At 35.4% G+C, this 17,253-nt stretch carries 12 protein-coding genes and 1 pseudogene; 3 read left to right on the top strand and 10 right to left on the bottom strand.

The genetic code is table 11. The annotated features are described in order from the left end of the window. The first annotated feature begins 137 nt into the window (after positions 1–137). Positions 138–1,427 (top strand): condensation domain-containing protein, encoded by a 1,290-nt coding sequence (locus QMO72_RS00630; protein WP_103267321.1) that lies wholly within the window; start codon positions 138–140, stop codon positions 1,425–1,427. A gap of 74 nt (positions 1,428–1,501) precedes the next feature. Here QMO72_RS00630 and nadA read toward each other — a convergent pair whose 3' ends face one another. Genes nadA through QMO72_RS00615 form a run of 3 tightly spaced genes read right to left on the bottom strand, consistent with a single transcriptional unit; the run spans position 1,502 to position 4,960 of the window. Next, positions 1,502–2,602 carry a quinolinate synthase NadA gene (gene nadA, locus QMO72_RS00625; protein ID WP_069822695.1) on the bottom strand — a complete coding sequence of 367 codons (1,101 nt, stop codon included), beginning with the start codon at positions 2,600–2,602 and terminating at the stop codon, positions 1,502–1,504. Beyond that, positions 2,602–3,435: a carboxylating nicotinate-nucleotide diphosphorylase gene (gene nadC, locus QMO72_RS00620; RefSeq protein ID WP_103267322.1), complete on the bottom strand. Its 834-nt coding sequence runs from the start codon at positions 3,433–3,435 to the stop codon at positions 2,602–2,604. The genes nadA and nadC overlap by 1 nt, the downstream gene beginning before the upstream one ends. Beyond that, complete coding sequence (locus QMO72_RS00615) at positions 3,380–4,960, bottom strand: L-aspartate oxidase (protein WP_103267323.1); 1,581 nt, start codon at positions 4,958–4,960, stop codon at positions 3,380–3,382. The genes nadC and QMO72_RS00615 overlap by 56 nt, the downstream gene beginning before the upstream one ends. Positions 4,961–5,049: 89 nt before the next feature. On the opposite strand from QMO72_RS00615, the gene QMO72_RS00610 reads away from it, so the two are divergent. Both QMO72_RS00610 and QMO72_RS00605 read left to right on the top strand, forming a co-directional pair. Then, the gene (locus QMO72_RS00610; protein WP_103267324.1) at positions 5,050–6,129 is read left to right on the top strand and encodes a cysteine desulfurase family protein; all 1,080 of its coding nucleotides are present in this window, start codon (positions 5,050–5,052) and stop codon (positions 6,127–6,129) included. A 12-nt stretch (positions 6,130–6,141) separates the two neighbouring features. Beyond that, the gene (locus QMO72_RS00605) at positions 6,142–6,663 is read left to right on the top strand and encodes a transcription repressor NadR (protein ID WP_071331149.1); all 522 of its coding nucleotides are present in this window, start codon (positions 6,142–6,144) and stop codon (positions 6,661–6,663) included. A 104-nt stretch (positions 6,664–6,767) separates the two neighbouring features. On the opposite strand, the gene QMO72_RS00600 is transcribed toward QMO72_RS00605, so the two are convergent. The 7 genes and pseudogenes from QMO72_RS00600 to QMO72_RS00570 all read right to left on the bottom strand — a co-directional run bounded on the left by QMO72_RS00600 (position 6,768) and on the right by QMO72_RS00570 (position 17,241). Next, positions 6,768–7,223, bottom strand: coding sequence for a DUF3021 domain-containing protein (locus QMO72_RS00600; RefSeq protein ID WP_103267325.1), 456 nt, complete (start codon positions 7,221–7,223; stop codon positions 6,768–6,770). After that, on the bottom strand, positions 7,220–7,660 hold the full coding sequence (locus QMO72_RS00595) for a LytTR family DNA-binding domain-containing protein (protein ID WP_103267326.1): 441 nt from the start codon (positions 7,658–7,660) through the stop codon (positions 7,220–7,222). The genes QMO72_RS00600 and QMO72_RS00595 overlap by 4 nt, the downstream gene beginning before the upstream one ends. Positions 7,661–7,829: 169 nt before the next feature. Beyond that, positions 7,830–8,492 (bottom strand): hypothetical protein, encoded by a 663-nt coding sequence (locus tag QMO72_RS00590; protein WP_103267327.1) that lies wholly within the window; start codon positions 8,490–8,492, stop codon positions 7,830–7,832. A gap of 88 nt (positions 8,493–8,580) precedes the next feature. After that, positions 8,581–10,341 (bottom strand): purple acid phosphatase family protein, encoded by a 1,761-nt coding sequence (locus tag QMO72_RS00585; protein WP_103267329.1) that lies wholly within the window; start codon positions 10,339–10,341, stop codon positions 8,581–8,583. A 257-nt stretch (positions 10,342–10,598) separates the two neighbouring features. Then, positions 10,599–11,657 (bottom strand): NAD(P)-dependent alcohol dehydrogenase, encoded by a 1,059-nt coding sequence (locus tag QMO72_RS00580; protein ID WP_103267328.1) that lies wholly within the window; start codon positions 11,655–11,657, stop codon positions 10,599–10,601. A gap of 218 nt (positions 11,658–11,875) precedes the next feature. Beyond that, positions 11,876–16,225: pseudogene (locus tag QMO72_RS00575) on the bottom strand (Rib/alpha-like domain-containing protein); the annotation flags it as partial. A 341-nt stretch (positions 16,226–16,566) separates the two neighbouring features. Then, positions 16,567–17,241: an ABC transporter ATP-binding protein gene (locus QMO72_RS00570; RefSeq protein ID WP_103268028.1), complete on the bottom strand. Its 675-nt coding sequence runs from the start codon at positions 17,239–17,241 to the stop codon at positions 16,567–16,569. Positions 17,242–17,253 lie beyond the last annotated feature (12 nt).

The following is a 17,253-nucleotide window of genomic DNA, read 5'->3' as shown; positions in this document are numbered from 1 at the left end:
CAAAAAACTTTAATAAAATTATTATTTTCTTGTTTCACTATTTTTATAAAAGGGTATTATAAAAGTGTGTTTATTTTTTTAATAAAATATAATATACTAAGTAGATTCTTTTAAATGATTTTTACAGGAGGGCTTAAATGTCTTTAGAAGGACTTACTTATGCACAAGAAGAGAACATTATCATGGATTTATTGGTTCCAAACACTAACATTAATAATATTTTAACTTTACTTCACATTGATGGCGACTATACTTACGATGCTATTAATAAAAGTTTAAATCAACTGATTGAAAATTATGACGCTTATAGATTACGCATTGATCATTCTCACCAAATCACAAAACAGTATATAACGGCATTTCAATTTCAAGAATTTCCATTAATTGAATTTAGTTATTATACACACTATGAAAACTATTTAAATGAACAGAGACACAGATGTCTGTTTGACTATAATCAACCACTTTATGACTTTAAAATTATTAAAAATGCAAACAATCAATATACTATAATGCTACTTCACCATCATTTAATTTCAGATGGTTGGAGCATGGCTATTTCAAATCATTTTATAATGAAACAGCTTACCGGCTATGAAACAAACATCAATCACCACAGTTACCTTGAAACAGTAAAAATAGATGAACAATATCAATTGTCACCACGCTTTGAACGCGATCGCGCCTATTGGATAAATAAATTATCAAACTATGAACAGAGCGCCTTTCCAATTCCGACAGCTGAGACACCCATCAAAGCATCTCGCTCATCACACCAATTAAATAAAGATAGAGCAAGCATGCTTTATAAAATCTGTGATGACTTTTCCATCGGTGTGAGTACATTATTCTCATCTTTACTACATTTATATATGGGGTATACGACGAATACAAACAATAATGCTATCAGTTTGTTATTCCACAATAGAAATACCTATCAACAAAAATCGATATGTGGTCAATTTGCCAGACTGTTGCCTTTTGTCATCGATATAGACTATAACGCGTCGGTGGGTATATATCTCGAAATGATCCGTCAGGAAAATTTCAAGTTAATGAAACATAAAAGATACCCATTCCTTAAAATTCTTGCTGACAATAAACATGCCAAGGGGTTAAGTTCCTGTTTCGTCTCATATCAAAATCAACAACGTGATAAGGCACTAGACAACAAAGGGTTCAGTCACGAATGGTTATCCAACGACGCGATGGGTAACACGTTAAAAGTACACCTTCATAACAGAATTAATTCAGACGTGTTAGACGTTGATTATGACTTTAAAACAGCTTTTCTCAATGAAATACAAATTGAACGCATGCATGAGAGTTTAATGCATATTTTAGAACAGTTTTATGCCAGCTATAACACACCATTAACAGATTTAGAAATGACACAACCAGACAAAAATACATCTTATTCATATTAAAAGTGTCACAAAATAAAGCCCTTAAACAAGTTTGAATGTTGTTTAAGGGCTTTTGTTCTATCTTTATATATTGCTTATGTTATAGCTAACATGCGCTCTAAAGATTGTTTAGCATAATATGTTGTCGCTGCATCTACTTTAATAATATTGTCGTAATTACCCTGTTGTATTTTATCTAGACACCACGCAAGGTGGGGTAAGTCTATCCGATTCATTGTCAAACATGAACACATCAACGGATTCAATGACTCGATTTCAATGTCTGTATAGGTTTGCTTCAATCGATGAACCAAGTTCATCTCTGTACCAATCACCCATTTACTTCCTTTGGGCGCATGTTTAATGGTATCAATGATATATTTTGTTGACCCTGCATAATCCGATTTTTCAACGACCTCAAAGGTGCACTCTGGGTGAACGATAACATTTACATCTGGATCACGCTCTCGGGCATGATCAATATGCGCAGGGTAAAACTTTTCATGCACAGAGCAGTGCCCTTTCCATAAGATAATACTAATGTTATCTTCATCACCGTCATATTCCAGTTCTTTAGTAATAGGGTTCCAAACAGCCATTGCATCTAAATCGATTCCCAATTTATAAGCGGTATTTCTGCCTAAATGTTGATCCGGTAAAAATAAAATTTTGGATCCTTGATCAAGCGCCCACTGAATCACACTATCAGCATTACCACTAGTAACGCATGATCCCCCATTTTCACCAACAAACTTTTTAATAGCAGCTGTAGAGTTGACGTATGTTAATGGTAAAATATCATCACCTAATCGCTCCGTAAGTACTTTGTATCCGTGTAAAGCTTGTTCAATATTTGCCATATCTGCCATAGAACAACCTGCAGATAAATCAGGTAAATAAATATGTTGATTGTCATTGGTTAATATATCTGCAGTTTCGGCCATAAAATGCACACCGTTAAATATGAAATACTCCGCTTCAGTGTTTTCCTTACATATTCTAGCCAATTCTAATGAGTCGCCCATTACATCAGCAAATTGTGCAACTTCATCCTTTTGATAATGATGCGTTGGCATAAACAACCTAGATCCTAACGCTTCTTTAATTGCCTTTATTTTGGCGATTAATTCATCTTCTGACATCTTAATATATTGTTCTGGTAAAGCTTGAGCATCTTCTAGTATAGGATTAAACATTACATGACCACCTTTGCTGATATATCTAATGCACGTTGTGCATAAAAAATGGCACCAATCGAAATATAATCGACACCTGTATTTGCATAATCGATGACATTATTAACATTAATATTGCCAGAGGCTTCTGTCTTAATATAGGATGGTACGCGAGTCATATATTGCTGAATCCAAGAAGGAGACCTGTTATCAAACATGATAATATCTACGCCTGCTTGAATTGCTTCATCTAGTGCTTCAAGCGTCTCAATTTCTACTTCTATCTTATCCATAGGTCCCATCATCGTCTTTGCTTTAACCACCGCTTGTGTTAATGATTCGCTATAGGCAATATGGTTATCTTTCAACATGATGCCATCATTTAATGTACGCCGATGATTATACCCACCACCGACTTGCACAGCATACTTTTCAAACATGCCTAACCCCGGCGTAGTCTTTCTAGTATCTACAATTTGGACACCCGTGTGTCTAACCTTGCTTACAATTTCATTTGTCATCGTAGCAATACCTGACATCCGTTGAATTAAATTTAAAGTGATACGTTCCATTGTAAGTAACGTTTGTACATGCCCTCGCACTATTGCTAGTGTTTGACCTTGCTGAATTGTATCGCCATCTTTCACTAATAGATCAATATGAATACCAGGTTCAATTAATTTAAAACTTTCATTAATGATGATAGTTCCACAAAATATACCTTCTGCTTTAGATACAATTGTTAGCGTCCCACATTGCTGTGCATCAAAAATACCTGTGGCGAGATCTCCATAATGATTATCCTCTATGTAAAATTGCTTGAGTTTCTCTTGAACGTTTAATTTGTTTAGCACGTAATGCTACCCCCATTTCTATTTCTATATCAATATTTTGAAAATGTTCATTGCGCATTGGATAATCTGTACGATAATGAGCCCCTCTTGATTCTGTTCTATTTATAGCTGACATACATACAATTTCTAAAGTTCTTAGTCTGGCATATTTTTGCCAATCCTCTCGTGTGAAGTCCTCTGCTATTGGATGTTCTACAAGACATTGCTGAAGCTCTTTCAAATAATGCTTCATAGATTGTCCATCTCTTTCTATACCTAATTTGTCAAAGCTCTGTGAGATTAATTGTTCATATTGTTTTTGTTCAATTTTTGGAATTCGAAGTCGCGATGGCTGACATCTTGATTTTTGACGTATCGGTAAGTTATTTATGATTGCCGCGCACTGTTGTCCCATCACTAGTCCTTCCAATAATGAGTTGCTTGCTAAACGATTCGCACCATGAAAATTCGTATTACTTACTTCACCAATGGCATATACATGTGGCAATGCCGTTGTCCCATCAATATCTGCCTTAATCCCTCCCATCGTATAATGTGCTCCCGATGAAACAGGAATTCGTTGTAATTTATATTCATTCGGAAAGTATGTTATAACATTGCGATATATCCCGGGAAATTTTTCTGGGAAGTCTTCAATAGGACTAATATCAATCATGCAGGTATGACCCAAACGCTGCTGGTGAAATATGGTTCTACTGGTAATATCTCTTGGCGCTAGGCTCGCCAATGGATGTACCTCATCCATAAATTGCTTTCCGTACTCATTAACTAACTTACCTCCATCACCACGTACCGCTTCAGAAACTAAACCGAATGTTTCCGTGGATGTACCTAATAAAGTTGGATGAAATTGAATCATTTCCATATGTCTTAATGGAATGCCTTGATGTAGTGCCACTAAATGTCCCGTACTTAAAGTGTTTGAAGCACTCGAATGTGTTTGGAATAAATTACTATAGCCTCCCGATGCTAAAACAATTTCATCAACTTGTATTACGATTTGATGATTATTTTTATCAATGGCTAACACACCTGAAACTTCACCACCATCATCTCGTAACAAATCCACAACTTCAGTGTCTTCATAAAATGTGACAGCCTTATCTTTAACTGATTGTATTAAATGTTCCATGATATATTGTCCCGTTTGATCTCCACCAGCATGTACAATACGCGGCTTTGAATGTGCACCTTCCATTGCTAATGCCAAGGTTTTTCCATCATTCTGCTTATCAAAATTCATACCTTCATCTATTAATTGTTGGATATACGCATGACTATGCCGTATCATTTCTTGAATGCTATACTCATCACCTAATTTATGTCCAGATATAAATGTATCTTCGACATGTAATCTAGCTAAATCCTTTTCTTGATTGGAAAAACAAATGCCCCCTTGAGCCAAATGGCTATTATTTTGTTTCAAATTGTCTTTTGTCATACATATAATTTGAATGTCTTTATGAAGTGCATGTACAAATGACAATGCGGCAATACCTGAACCAATTACAATAATTTTCTTCAAATTTACACCTAACTTTACATATATGTTAACATTTAGTTTACAACTATATTTACACAAATTTCTATATATTACAAGTGGGGGTAAAAATAATGATTTATTTAGACAATGCAGCGACGACTCAACCTGATGAGGTAGTACTCGACATCTATCACCAAACACAGCACAATGCTTTTTATAATAGTGCAAGCTTACATACCGGGGGTAATCATGTAGATTATCTTTTGAGAGATTGTAGAAACTATTTAAAATCTTATTTCAATACTGAAAAAGAAGTCATTTTTACACGCAGTGGTTCCCATGGTAATGAAATTGCCATACATAGTTATTTATCTTATAGCACGAGATCCAAAATATTAGTGTCACCGTTTGAACATCCTTCTATTTTCGCAGCACTAGCGTCTTTTAAAGATCAATTCACCATCATATTTACCCCACTTAATGACGATGGCGAAATTGATATTAACCAAACACAAACTTTATTGAATGGTGACATTGCTTTGATTATTATGCAGCACGTTAATTCCGAAACCGGATATGTCTTACCAGTAGATACCATTGCTAATTACGCGCAACAATATCGTATACCTATGCATGTTGACGGTGTCCAAGCTGTAAACAAGTTATCTAACATAGATGTATCTATGTTCACCTCTTATGCATTTTCAAGTCATAAATTTCATGGTACGAAAGGGGTCGGGGCTTTATTAATTAATCATGAATATGTAAAACCTTTAAACAGTCATTATTTTCATGAACAGTTCACACAAAACGGCACACTAGATACGCCGAGTATTGTGGCAATGACTAAAGCTTTGTCTATGACAACTGACTTGAAACATATGCTTCAATTAAAGTCGCATGCACTTAAACGCGCACAAGCTTTGAATTTTTCTCCAATTCGATTCAATAATGAGTCCTCTCATATACTGGCATTATTATCTCCTAAATTTGAGGCACAATATATCATGCAGTCACTTTCGAGTAAAAATATTTGTATCTCTACGGGAACCGCTTGCGGACATGGTATGTTGTTAAGTGAGGGTTTACAGGTTAAAATAAATACAATAGCTCATGATGCGTTAGACCAATATATGCGTCTGTCATTTTCTAAAAACAATACGATTGCAGACATTGATAGTTGCTTTAACCATTTAGCAATGATTATTTAAGGAGAGATTGATATGGAAACACCTGATCAACGTAGAAGCCAAATCGTACAATTACTTACCGCTTCACAACAACCTATTAGCGGTAAACAACTAAGTGAACAATTTGATGTTTCTCGTCAAATTATCGTCAAAGATATTTCAATACTGAAGTCGCATCACTATAATATCAATGCTACGAGCAAGGGTTATCATATCGATATAGCACCTCAAGGTAAGGGCTACAAACGCATCATCGTTTGCCAACATGCGCAAGAATCTATGGCAGAAGAACTGCAAATTATACTCGATAACGGCGCTATGATTGATGATGTATCCATTGAACATCCCGTATATGGCACATTAAAAGCCGACTTAATGATAGAAACGCATAAAGATTTACAACAATTTTTAGAACGTATGGACAAATATAAAGGTAAAATGATCGCAAACTTAACTGACGGTATGCACTTGCATACGATATCTGCCCACACTGAAAAGATATTAGACAACGCAGTCCGTGATTTATCAGAACACCAATTTATCGTGGAAGAATAATTTTGCTGAGTTGATATTCAGTCCACTTGTCGTTTCACTGAACAATTGGATATAAAAAAAGGACATGCACGTACAATTAATTTTCATTGTACATGCATGTCTTTCTATTTAAGATTATGCAATTTATTATTAATATCATCGATAGTTTTTTGATTTTTTGATCGAGCAATAAACCATATAATAAAATAAACAGCGAGAAATATAATTACAAAACTCAGAAGGTTATATATTTTCAAAGGAAACCAACCCGCCAGTATAGCCATTGGGAAAAATAAAACTAAAATCACTAAAAAATGCGTTATTGTTGCCTGAGTAATATTCATATCTGTGTGGGAAAAAATCATGCCAGCAAAAGCAAACATAATTCCTAATGTTGCCCATATTAACAGCGCAATAACAAAAACTTGTAGGGCATTTAAATGCTTTTCATAAATTTCTCCCATGTATGAAAAACTGCTCACTGGATGATAACGTCCATCTTTCGCCAAGAACGAAAAGAAAATAGAAATCACTATACCTATAAACCACCCTACTGTAATACCCTTAAAAATCCTTGTCATAATTCCAACCTCTCTTTTATAGATTTTAGATAACGTCTAGATGAATAAGTGACAATATCATTTTTGAAACAAATTTTAATTTGACCTGTGGCCGTCATTGAAAGGTGATCAAGATAGTGTATATTAATAATTTCTGATTTAGATATCTTTATGAAATGATGATTGACGATTGATTCAATTTCATAAAGTCTTTTATTAAGCACAAAATTCTGTGTCTCTGTCTCCATTTTCACAACTTTGTTTTCAGTAAAAAACCTATAAACTTCTGCTAAATTCACACGATAAATATGGTCGTCTAATTTACCATTTAATACCTTTGTCGCATCAATTGATTGAACATACTGTATTAAACAATTAATATCACTAGACATCTCAATGGCATCAATGTAAACAGCATTTTCTGTTAAATTGGAATCGATGTTTACTTTCAATTTCATCAAGTTACCCTCCTTAACTAATATTAAATCAAATGTGATGCTTTTTTTAAATATAGCATAGATTAACGGTAGGAATTTTACTACAAGCGGTTATATATTTTGCTATGAACGACAAAAAAGCTCATCAAATGTAACATTTTGATGAGCACTTTATTGTTTTAGACTAGTCTTATAAATCTTGAGATTTTTCTAATATTTTTTGCCATTGTTTTTTCAACGTTTCATTTTTTGTTTCTTTGAAAATGACATTAGGCTTTAGGTTTGGATCTTTGTCATTATAGTCTTTATATGAAAAACCACTAGATAGGGTCACAGATTCGTCTGATTGAAAAGCATAATAATATACTTTACCGTTGTCTGCGAACAAATACTTTTTAATTGGTTGTTCCATGTTTGCAACAGGTTGGTACCCCTCAATATTGGAGAGCTGCTTTGCCGCTTCATCGTATCCTTCAGTTTGGTTATTTGATGTGTACATTGAAACGCCAACTAGATTATGTATTTTAAAATGCTTCGCACCTGGTTTTTTATTATCAATGACTTGAATTTCTCCATCATTTGTTAAACCATAAAAATCACTATTAGTATAACTTCCATTACTTAAATAACGATTCGACACAGCTAAACCTTGCTTTTTAGCTACTTGATCAGATATATCTAATACGTCTTTTTTAAGTTGTTGTCGTTGTGCCTTTGTGAAAGATTTAGTTTCTTTTTTCTGATGTGCTGCTTGTGTATCTTTTTCTGATTTCTCATGATGTTGTTGACTCTGACAACCCGTAGCAGAAAGTAAGATACCCAATGATAGCAAACTATAAATTACGCTTTTCATATCAAAACTCCTTATAATATATGAATATACGAGATTAGCATGGTAATGTCATACCAAACCAATCCCGTATATGATTTAACACATATGACTATTTTTGAGGTGCTTTATCTTTTAAAATTCCGAATTCGTCTACCAATTTAACTTCGCGTTGTTCACCTTTACTGATGTCTCCATATAGCTGATAAATTTTAACTTTAAGTTTATCGCCCTCTACTTCATATACAGAGAAGTTTTGCTCTGAAGCATCACGGTTATTTTCATGACTGTCTTTAAATGCTTTAGATTTATGTGGTTGATTACCCAGTGCAAACAAGCTGTTATAATGATCCAGTTGTCTTTGCGTTAAATTACTCAACTCTGGGCGTACTTTTTTAATATGTTCTAAGGATCTGTCATATAAATTATCATAAGCTTTCGTACCACCTGTGTTAGGTAATACATAAACTGAACCTTTAGGATTATCATAGTATTCTACATGATCTTTACCTAGAACTTGAGACGCATCTTCTCGTTTCGCATTAACAAAACTATTCTTAGTAGATGTGTGCTCTAAAGGATGTGTACGAGATAACACATGGTCATGACCTTGTAGTACTAAATCTACATCTAATTCATCAATTTGTTTCGTTAATTCTTTTCTTATCTTACGCACATCTTCATCTGATAGCGCATGATAAGATTTAGAATACATTGGTTTATGCAGATTCAAGACAACCCAGTTCGCTCCATTTGCTTTAGCTTTCTTGATATCTTCTTTAATCCATTTCATTTGTTCTTTACCAATTGCTTTTTCATCTGGATTATCTTTTGATTTTTTATTATCATTCGTATTTGCTACAACCATATGTGCACCATTGTAATCAAATGAATAATACGATCCTCCATTTACAGCATTATTTTCTTTTGGTACATTGACGTGATTATTATATGCATTTAATAATTTATCATCTTCTTCATTTAATGCGTATTCATCATGGTTACCTGCTGCAGTAGCTATAGGTAAAGACATAAATGATGGTCTTGATTGTTCATATAAATCTAACCATTCATCTTCGACTTGCGCTGTTTCTACATAATCTCCTGTATGTAAAGCAAAATTAGGATTTCCTGCAGTGTTAATAGCTTGGTTCAAAGTATCTGCACCAAACTGCGCTTCATTTCTTACGTGTTCATTCCAATAGGCATTTTGAGTATCTGTGTATTGTACAAACTTAAATGGATCGCCTTTATCTCCAGATGTTTGAAATTGTCCTACTTCACTTTGAGGACCATTTTCACTACCAACTTTATAGTAATACTTGGTGTTCGCCTTCAAATTTTTAGCTTTAGCTTTATAATTATACTCTTCAACATTTGTCATTTCTGATTTACCCTGCATATCACCACGTGTCCATTCAGGGCCATTGGCGTTTTTATCAGTATAATAGCCGTTCACTTTTTCTTTCCCATTTTCATCTTTAATTGCTTTACCTTCATCATCTTTTTCTATGTCAGCAAATATAAAGTTCCCATTCTTATCTCTTTCTATGTACTTCGACTTTACTTTCTTAGCTTTTGCATCAAATGATTTTGCATCGCTAAAATCACCTGTTTCTGATACCCATACTTTTGCATCTTTAAATTTATCAGTAGTATACCAATTGAATCCCATCTGATTCTTAGTGTCACCATTAAAATTAGTAATAATTCGATTAGGGTTGTTCTTTTCAGGTACTGGTGCTACCTCTGGTTTATTTTTTAAAATTTCGATTCCCTTATTTTCTTGCTGTGTACTTTCAGTTTGTGTATTTGGCCCGCCACCTGGTGCACTTGCTTCTACACTATTTGTTGGCATTCCGAATGATAACATGAGCAATAAACTCGCTGCTCCTGTTGTTAAAAATTTCAATTTACTTTTCTTCACATTAGCCCCTCCTTTACCTTCTTGTATTTCATTATATAAATAGAATGTTAATAATTAGTTAATAATCAGTTAATGTAATAAGTTAGTTTATTAATATTATGTAAATTTTCTATTTGAAAATTTATAATATATATTTCAATTGGTTTTTAATATAAAAAACACCCACCTCTATCACTAGAGGTAGGCGCTTTTATCTTATGTTTTTATAATGTTTCCATATCTATCACAAAACGATATCTTACATCACTTGCTAATATACGGTTATATGCCTCTTGAACTGCTTTAGGATTTGCTTGAATTGTTTCAATCATCGGTAGAACTTGATTATCAGCTGCAAATTGTATCATTTCTTCAGTAATTGCTATACCACCTACATTTGACGCTGTTAATATAGCTTGTTTTCCAAATAAACTACCTACATGGAATGTTTGCGGCTCGCCAGCGAGTCCAACATAAACCATTGCACCATTTACTTTTAATAAGCTAATATAGGCATCAACATCTAAACTCACCGCTACTGTATTTAATATAAAATCAAATTTACCTTTTAATTTATTAAAGGTTTCAGGATCAGTTGTTAATTCATAGGCATCTGCACCAAATCTTTTGGCTTCTTCATTCTTGCCTTTAGAATGACCCAGTACCGTTACTTCAGCCCCCATTTTATGTGCAAATTGGACTGCTAAATGACCAAGTCCACCCATTCCAATAATGCCCACTTTCTTTCCAGGTCCCACATTCCATTGTTTCATAGGATTATAAGTAGTTACGCCCGCACATAGAAGTGGACTAGCCACATCTAACTCTAATGTATCTGGGATACCAATTACAAAATGATCTTTAACAACAATGTCATTAGCGTAACCACCATAAGTAAGTTCACCATCGTAGCCTTTGCTGTTAAAGACGATAACTACACCTTCTGTACAGAATTGTTCATCACCATTTTGGCAATGTTCACACACACCACACGAATCGACAAAACAACCTACGCCAACACGATCTCCAACTTTAAATTTGGTTACATCGCTACCTATTGCTGACACAACGCCAGTAATTTCATGTCCTGGTACTATCGGGAAATTTGCACTACCAAAATCATTATCAACCACATGAATATCTGAATGACAAATCCCACAATATTTAATATCAATCGCTACATCGTCTGCTTTTAGTTCTCTTCTTGTAATAACATTTGTTTCAAATGATCCATAGTCTGAATTCACGGCTTGTATCACACGTGTTTGGCATTTTTCACACATATCAACATTCCACCTTCATATTTTGTATACACATCAAAAGTACTAACTATATGTCATTTAACTCTAGTTAATATTACCCGGTGCAGTCAAGGTTACACCCTAGAGTTAACTCTAGGTTAATACCTAGGAAATTTACTTGATAAAATAAGCCACCCACACCTTAAAGGTGCGGATGACTAAAATATAAATTATTGATCTTCACGGTTGTTTTTACGTCTTCTAAATAATAGTAATGAACCTATTGCTGCAAACATTGCACCCCAAATTGTGCCCTGATTACTTTCACCAGTCTCTGGCAATGCTTTAGCCTTTTGTTCATAATCAGATTTTTGACTATTATTTTCTTTATTATTAATAACATTTGAAGTCACATTACCATTTGATTCAGTAGTGCCATTTGAATTTTTATCACTAATTACATTTTGATTATCCGAACTACCACCATCTATAATGAAATCATTATCAGCTTGGTCTCCTACTGTGACTGGCACTTCGATGTGATCTACTGTTCCATCTGGATATGTTACTGTCACTCCTACATTTGTTGTACCTGGTGTTTTACCGTCCGGTAATTTCGTTGGATCATCCACTGTGATAACGGGTTGCTCCCCATCTTCTGGGTAACCTGGTACTGTCACAGATCCTGTTACTTCTTCTTCTGTTGGTGCTTCTCCGTATGGTTTTTCTACACCTTCTGTTGTTGGTTCGTTCGCTTCATTATCAGCTTGCTCTCCTACTGTGACTGGTACTTCGATGTGATCTACTGTTCCATCTGGATATGTTACTGTCACTCCTACATTTGTTGTACCTGGTGTTTTACCGTCCGGTAATTTCGTTGGATCATCCACTGTGATAACGGGTTGCTCTCCATCTTCTGGGTAACCTGGTACTGTCACAGATCCTGTCACTTCTTCTTCTGTTGGTGCTTCTCCGTATGGTTTTTCTACACCTTCTGTTGTTGGTTCGTTCGCTTCATTATCAGCTTGCTCTCCTACTGTGACTGGTACTTCGATGTGATCTACTGTTCCATCTGGATATGTTACTGTCACTCCTACATTTGTTGTACCTGGTGTTTTACCGTCCGGTAATTTCGTTGGATCATCCACTGTGATCACGGGTTGCTCTTCATCTTCTGGATAACCTGGTACTGTCACAGATCCTGTTACTTCTTCTTCTGTCGGTGCTTCTCCGTATGGTTTTTCTACACCTTCTGTTGTTGGTTCGTTCGCTTCATTATCAGCTTGCTCTCCTACTGTGACTGGTACTTCGATGTGATCTACTGTTCCATCTGGATATGTTACTGTCACTCCTACATTTGTTGTACCTGGTGTTTTACCGTCCGGTAATTTCGTTGGATCATCCACTGTGATCACGGGTTGCTCCCCATCTTCTGGGTAACCTGGTACTGTCACAGATCCTGTTACTTCTTCTTCTGTTGGTGCTTCTCCGTATGGTTTTTCTACACCTTCTGTTGTTGGTTCATTCGCTTCATTATCAGCTTGGTCTCCTACTGTGACTGGCACTTCGATGTGATCTACTGTTCCATCTGGATATGTTACTGTCACTCCTACATTTGTTGTACCTGGTGTTTTACCGTCCGGTAATTTCGTTGGATCATCCACTGTGATAACGGGTTGCTCTCCATCTTCTGGGTAACCTGGTACTGTCACAGATCCTGTCACTTCTTCTTCTGTTGGTGCTTCTCCGTATGGTTTTTCTACACCCTCTGTTGTTGGTTCGTTCGCTTCATTATCAGCTTGATCTCCTACTGTGACTGGTACTTCGATGTGATCTACTGTTCCATCTGGATATGTCACTGTTACTTCTACATTTGTTGTACCTGGTGTTTTACCGTCCGGTAATTTCGTCGGATCATCCACTGTGATCACGGGTTGCTCTCCATCTTCTGGGTAACCTGGTACTGTCACAGATCCTGTCACTTCTTCTTCTGTTGGTGCTTCTCCGTATGGTTTTTCTACACCTTCTGTTGTTGGTTCATAACTATGTTTTTCTGTGAATTTTACTATGAATGAATCTGCAGCAATATCATTTCCACCTACCACAATAACAGCAGTATACGTATCGCCATCTTGTGCTGTGTCAGGGACAATAAATGTACCCTTTTGTTCTCCATCTGTTAATGATGAGATATCTCCTGTTCGTTGAATAACATTTCCGTTTTTATCTCTCCACTCTACATGTGTTGGTAATGGAGACAATTGAGCACCTATTAAATCAATGTGCACTTCGTCACCTACAATAGCAGGATGATCTGTATTATTGTAATCAAGTATATCAATATCTAAATCATTTTTTGGTACGAGGGCAAAGTTCACATTATACCACATTGGATTTTGAACTAAGTTTTGTGCTGGTGCTGTTTGAGGAGCCCAAGACAAGTTATAGTTAGGACTTCTAAATTCAGGAGTTGTATAAGATGAATATGCACTTACAATATCTCCTTCTGGATTCATAACATAACCATAAATATAATTAGTATTTAATGTACCTTCAGGGAAGCGTAATGTATATCGACCTTGTTCATCCGTTTCTCCATAAACAGTAGCTGAAATATACTCAGGATGACTTGTTAATAGTGCTTTTGCTGCTGCGCCTCTTTCTGATTTTGGTAAGTTTGCCACCTTATTTTTATATTCTGTTGCTCCTTCTTCAGTTAATGATGACATCACTACTGTGTATCCTTGAGCTTCTGGATCATTAGCATTATTGTTAGGACCTGTTGAAGAATTGGCTAAATCTCCAGCTCCAGTTTCAATCCAAACTTGACCTGAAATAGTGTTTCTTGCATTTAACGAAACCGATGGATTACTTAATGGTCCTTCTTCATCATGAATCCATTGTGCATCATCTGTTGTCATGTAATTATTTGATGGTTCTATTCCCATATATACACCAGTGCGTTGCATATTTGTTCCAATTAATGGGAATTGCCCTATATTTGAGCTCGTAACAGAATTTACGAATGAACCAGGGAAGAATCCACCAGCTTGACGAATCATTGTTGCTGTATTTCCTTCTTCAGTTTGGTAGTCCTCAATCCATAAACGATAATACTGGCCTGATGTCGCATTATAAACATGTTTTTTACCGTTAACGTCTGTCCAACCTTCTCTTAAATCAAATGCATAGGTACCTGGACCAACTTGTGATGCATCGAGACGACTTAATTGATTGGTAGTTTTTGCAACATAGGTTGGTGATACAGCGCCATCCTTATCTATCCATTGTAAGTAAACTTTAGTGCCTTCTGGTACTGGAGTTAAACCATTTGTCATTGTAGATGGTGTTCCCATATCGACAACCCAAGCTCTACCAGATAATGTGTTTCTTGCGTTTGTAGCATCAGTATTTGAATTAATATATCCATTAGCGATAGCATCTGCTTCAATTACCTGTGACGTCGTGTTATTAACTAATGTCGTAAGTGCTTCGTTTGAAGCAAGTGCGATTGATTCTTCATTTTGAGAAGTAATATTTGTGTTTGTAGCTAAAGTTTTGTATACATTTTGTTCGTTTGCAAGTTGATTCATTAACGCAGCTTGCAACTCTTCTGAAGTAAGGTTGTCAGTATTTAAATTTAATCCCTCTATAGCTTGTTGGGCATCGCTCTTAGATACTTCATCAATAATATCAACACTATCATCCTTACTATCTTCTACGTTAGACGATTCTGGTGTACTTTCTGCTTTATCTACTACTGGTGCTGCTTTACTTTCTTCAGTACTTCCCTCTTCTTTTTCTACTGCTGGTGCTGCACTTTCTTCAGTGCTTCCCTCTTCTTTTTCTACGGCTGGTGCCGCACTTTCTTCAGTGCTTCTCTCTTCTTTTTCTACTGCTGGTGCCGCACTTTCTTCAGTGCTTCCCTCTTCTTTTTCTACGGCTGGTGCTGCACTTTCTTCAGTGCTTCTCTCTTCTTTTTCTACGGCTGGTGCCGCACTTTCTTCAGTACTTCCCTCTTCTTTTTCTACGGCTGGTGCTGCACTTTCTTCAGTACTTCCCTCTTCTTTTTCTACGGCTGGTGCTGCACTTTCTTCAGTGCTTCTCTCTTCTTTTTCTACGGCTGGTGCTGCACTTTCTTCAGTACTTCCCTCTTCTTTTTCTACGGCTAGTGCTGCACTTTCTTCAGTACTTCCCTCTTCTTTTTCTACGGCTGGTGCTGCACTTTCTTCAGTGCTTCTCTCTTCTTTTTCTACGGCTGGTGCTGCACTTTCTTCAGTACTTCCCTCTTCTTTTTCTACGGCTAGTGCTGCACTTTCTTCAGTACTTCCCTCTTCTTTTTCTACTGCTGGTGCTGCACTTTCTTCAGTACTTCCCTCTTCTTTTTCTACTGCTGGTGCTGCACTTTCTTCAGTACTTAGATCTTTGTTTTTTACTTCTAGCAATCCTTTTTCAGCATTAATTTGCTCTTCTGCTTTCACTTCATTGTGTGATACACCAAAAATTAAAGTTGTCCCCACTAAAATTGATGCTGTGCCTACCGTAAACTTACGAATTGAAAACTTATTATTAATATTCGGCAAAAAAACATATCTTCCAGACTTTCTCATTTTAAAGACATCTCCCTTTTATGAATACTAAAAAAGAATAACTATTCTTTTTTTAAAGTATAACATTACACCAAGATTTGTACAATATAAATATTTGAAAATACAAAAAAATAAAAATAGAGATATTATATAATTCTAAGTTATACTTTTTAAATGTTTATTATCTTTAATCAAATTAAATATATAACTCAAAAATATATCTATAAAGGCGATTCTACCTGAGTATTAACACTACCGGCATAATTATTCTCCTATGTCTATTCACATCTATTTATTAGAATTTTAAACAAAATAAAACCACCTCACTAACTTATAAATTGTTAATAAGATGGTTTTATAGATTATCTTTCAACAGTTTCTAAACTCAGTTTGCCATCTTTCATAGTATAAACTTTATCGCAATAACTTTTTAATCTCTCATCATGTGTCACAACGAGACACACTTTATTTAAATCTTTTGTTTGTTGTTTTAAAATATTCATTACTTCTAAAGCATTATCAGTATCCAAAGAAGCCGTGGGTTCGTCTGCTAGGATGATACTTGGATTTGTATAAAGTGCTTTAACAATAGCTACACGTTGCTTTTGACCTCCAGAAATTTCATTGGGTAATTTATTTTTGATAGTTGATAGGCCAAGCTTGTCCATGAGTTCATTTAATGTATTATCTTTTAATACTTGATTACTATGTTTTTTTAATAATACAAACTGCTGTTTTACCGTTAAAAATGGTACTAAATTGGTTGCTTGTAAAATGAAACCAATTTCCGCCATTCTCGATTGAGACAATTGTTTTTGATTCATTTCAGTAATATCTTTGCTATTTATAATGATTCTACCGGAAGTGGGCGTCTGTAAAGCGCCTGCCATGGTAAGGAAAGTACTCTTCCCTGAACCTGAAGGACCAACAATCCCCACCACTTCTCCTTTATGAAAAGTTAAATCTGTAGATTTTACAGCTTCAATGGTCCTATCACCGTCTTTAAAGGATTTTGTAACCTTTTTAAACTCTAACATTTGAATCGCTCC

This window comes from Staphylococcus casei, from assembly GCF_030294405.1.
Lineage (GTDB): Bacteria > Bacillota > Bacilli > Staphylococcales > Staphylococcaceae > Staphylococcus > Staphylococcus succinus.
This window is presented reverse-complemented; position numbering and strand designations above follow the sequence as displayed.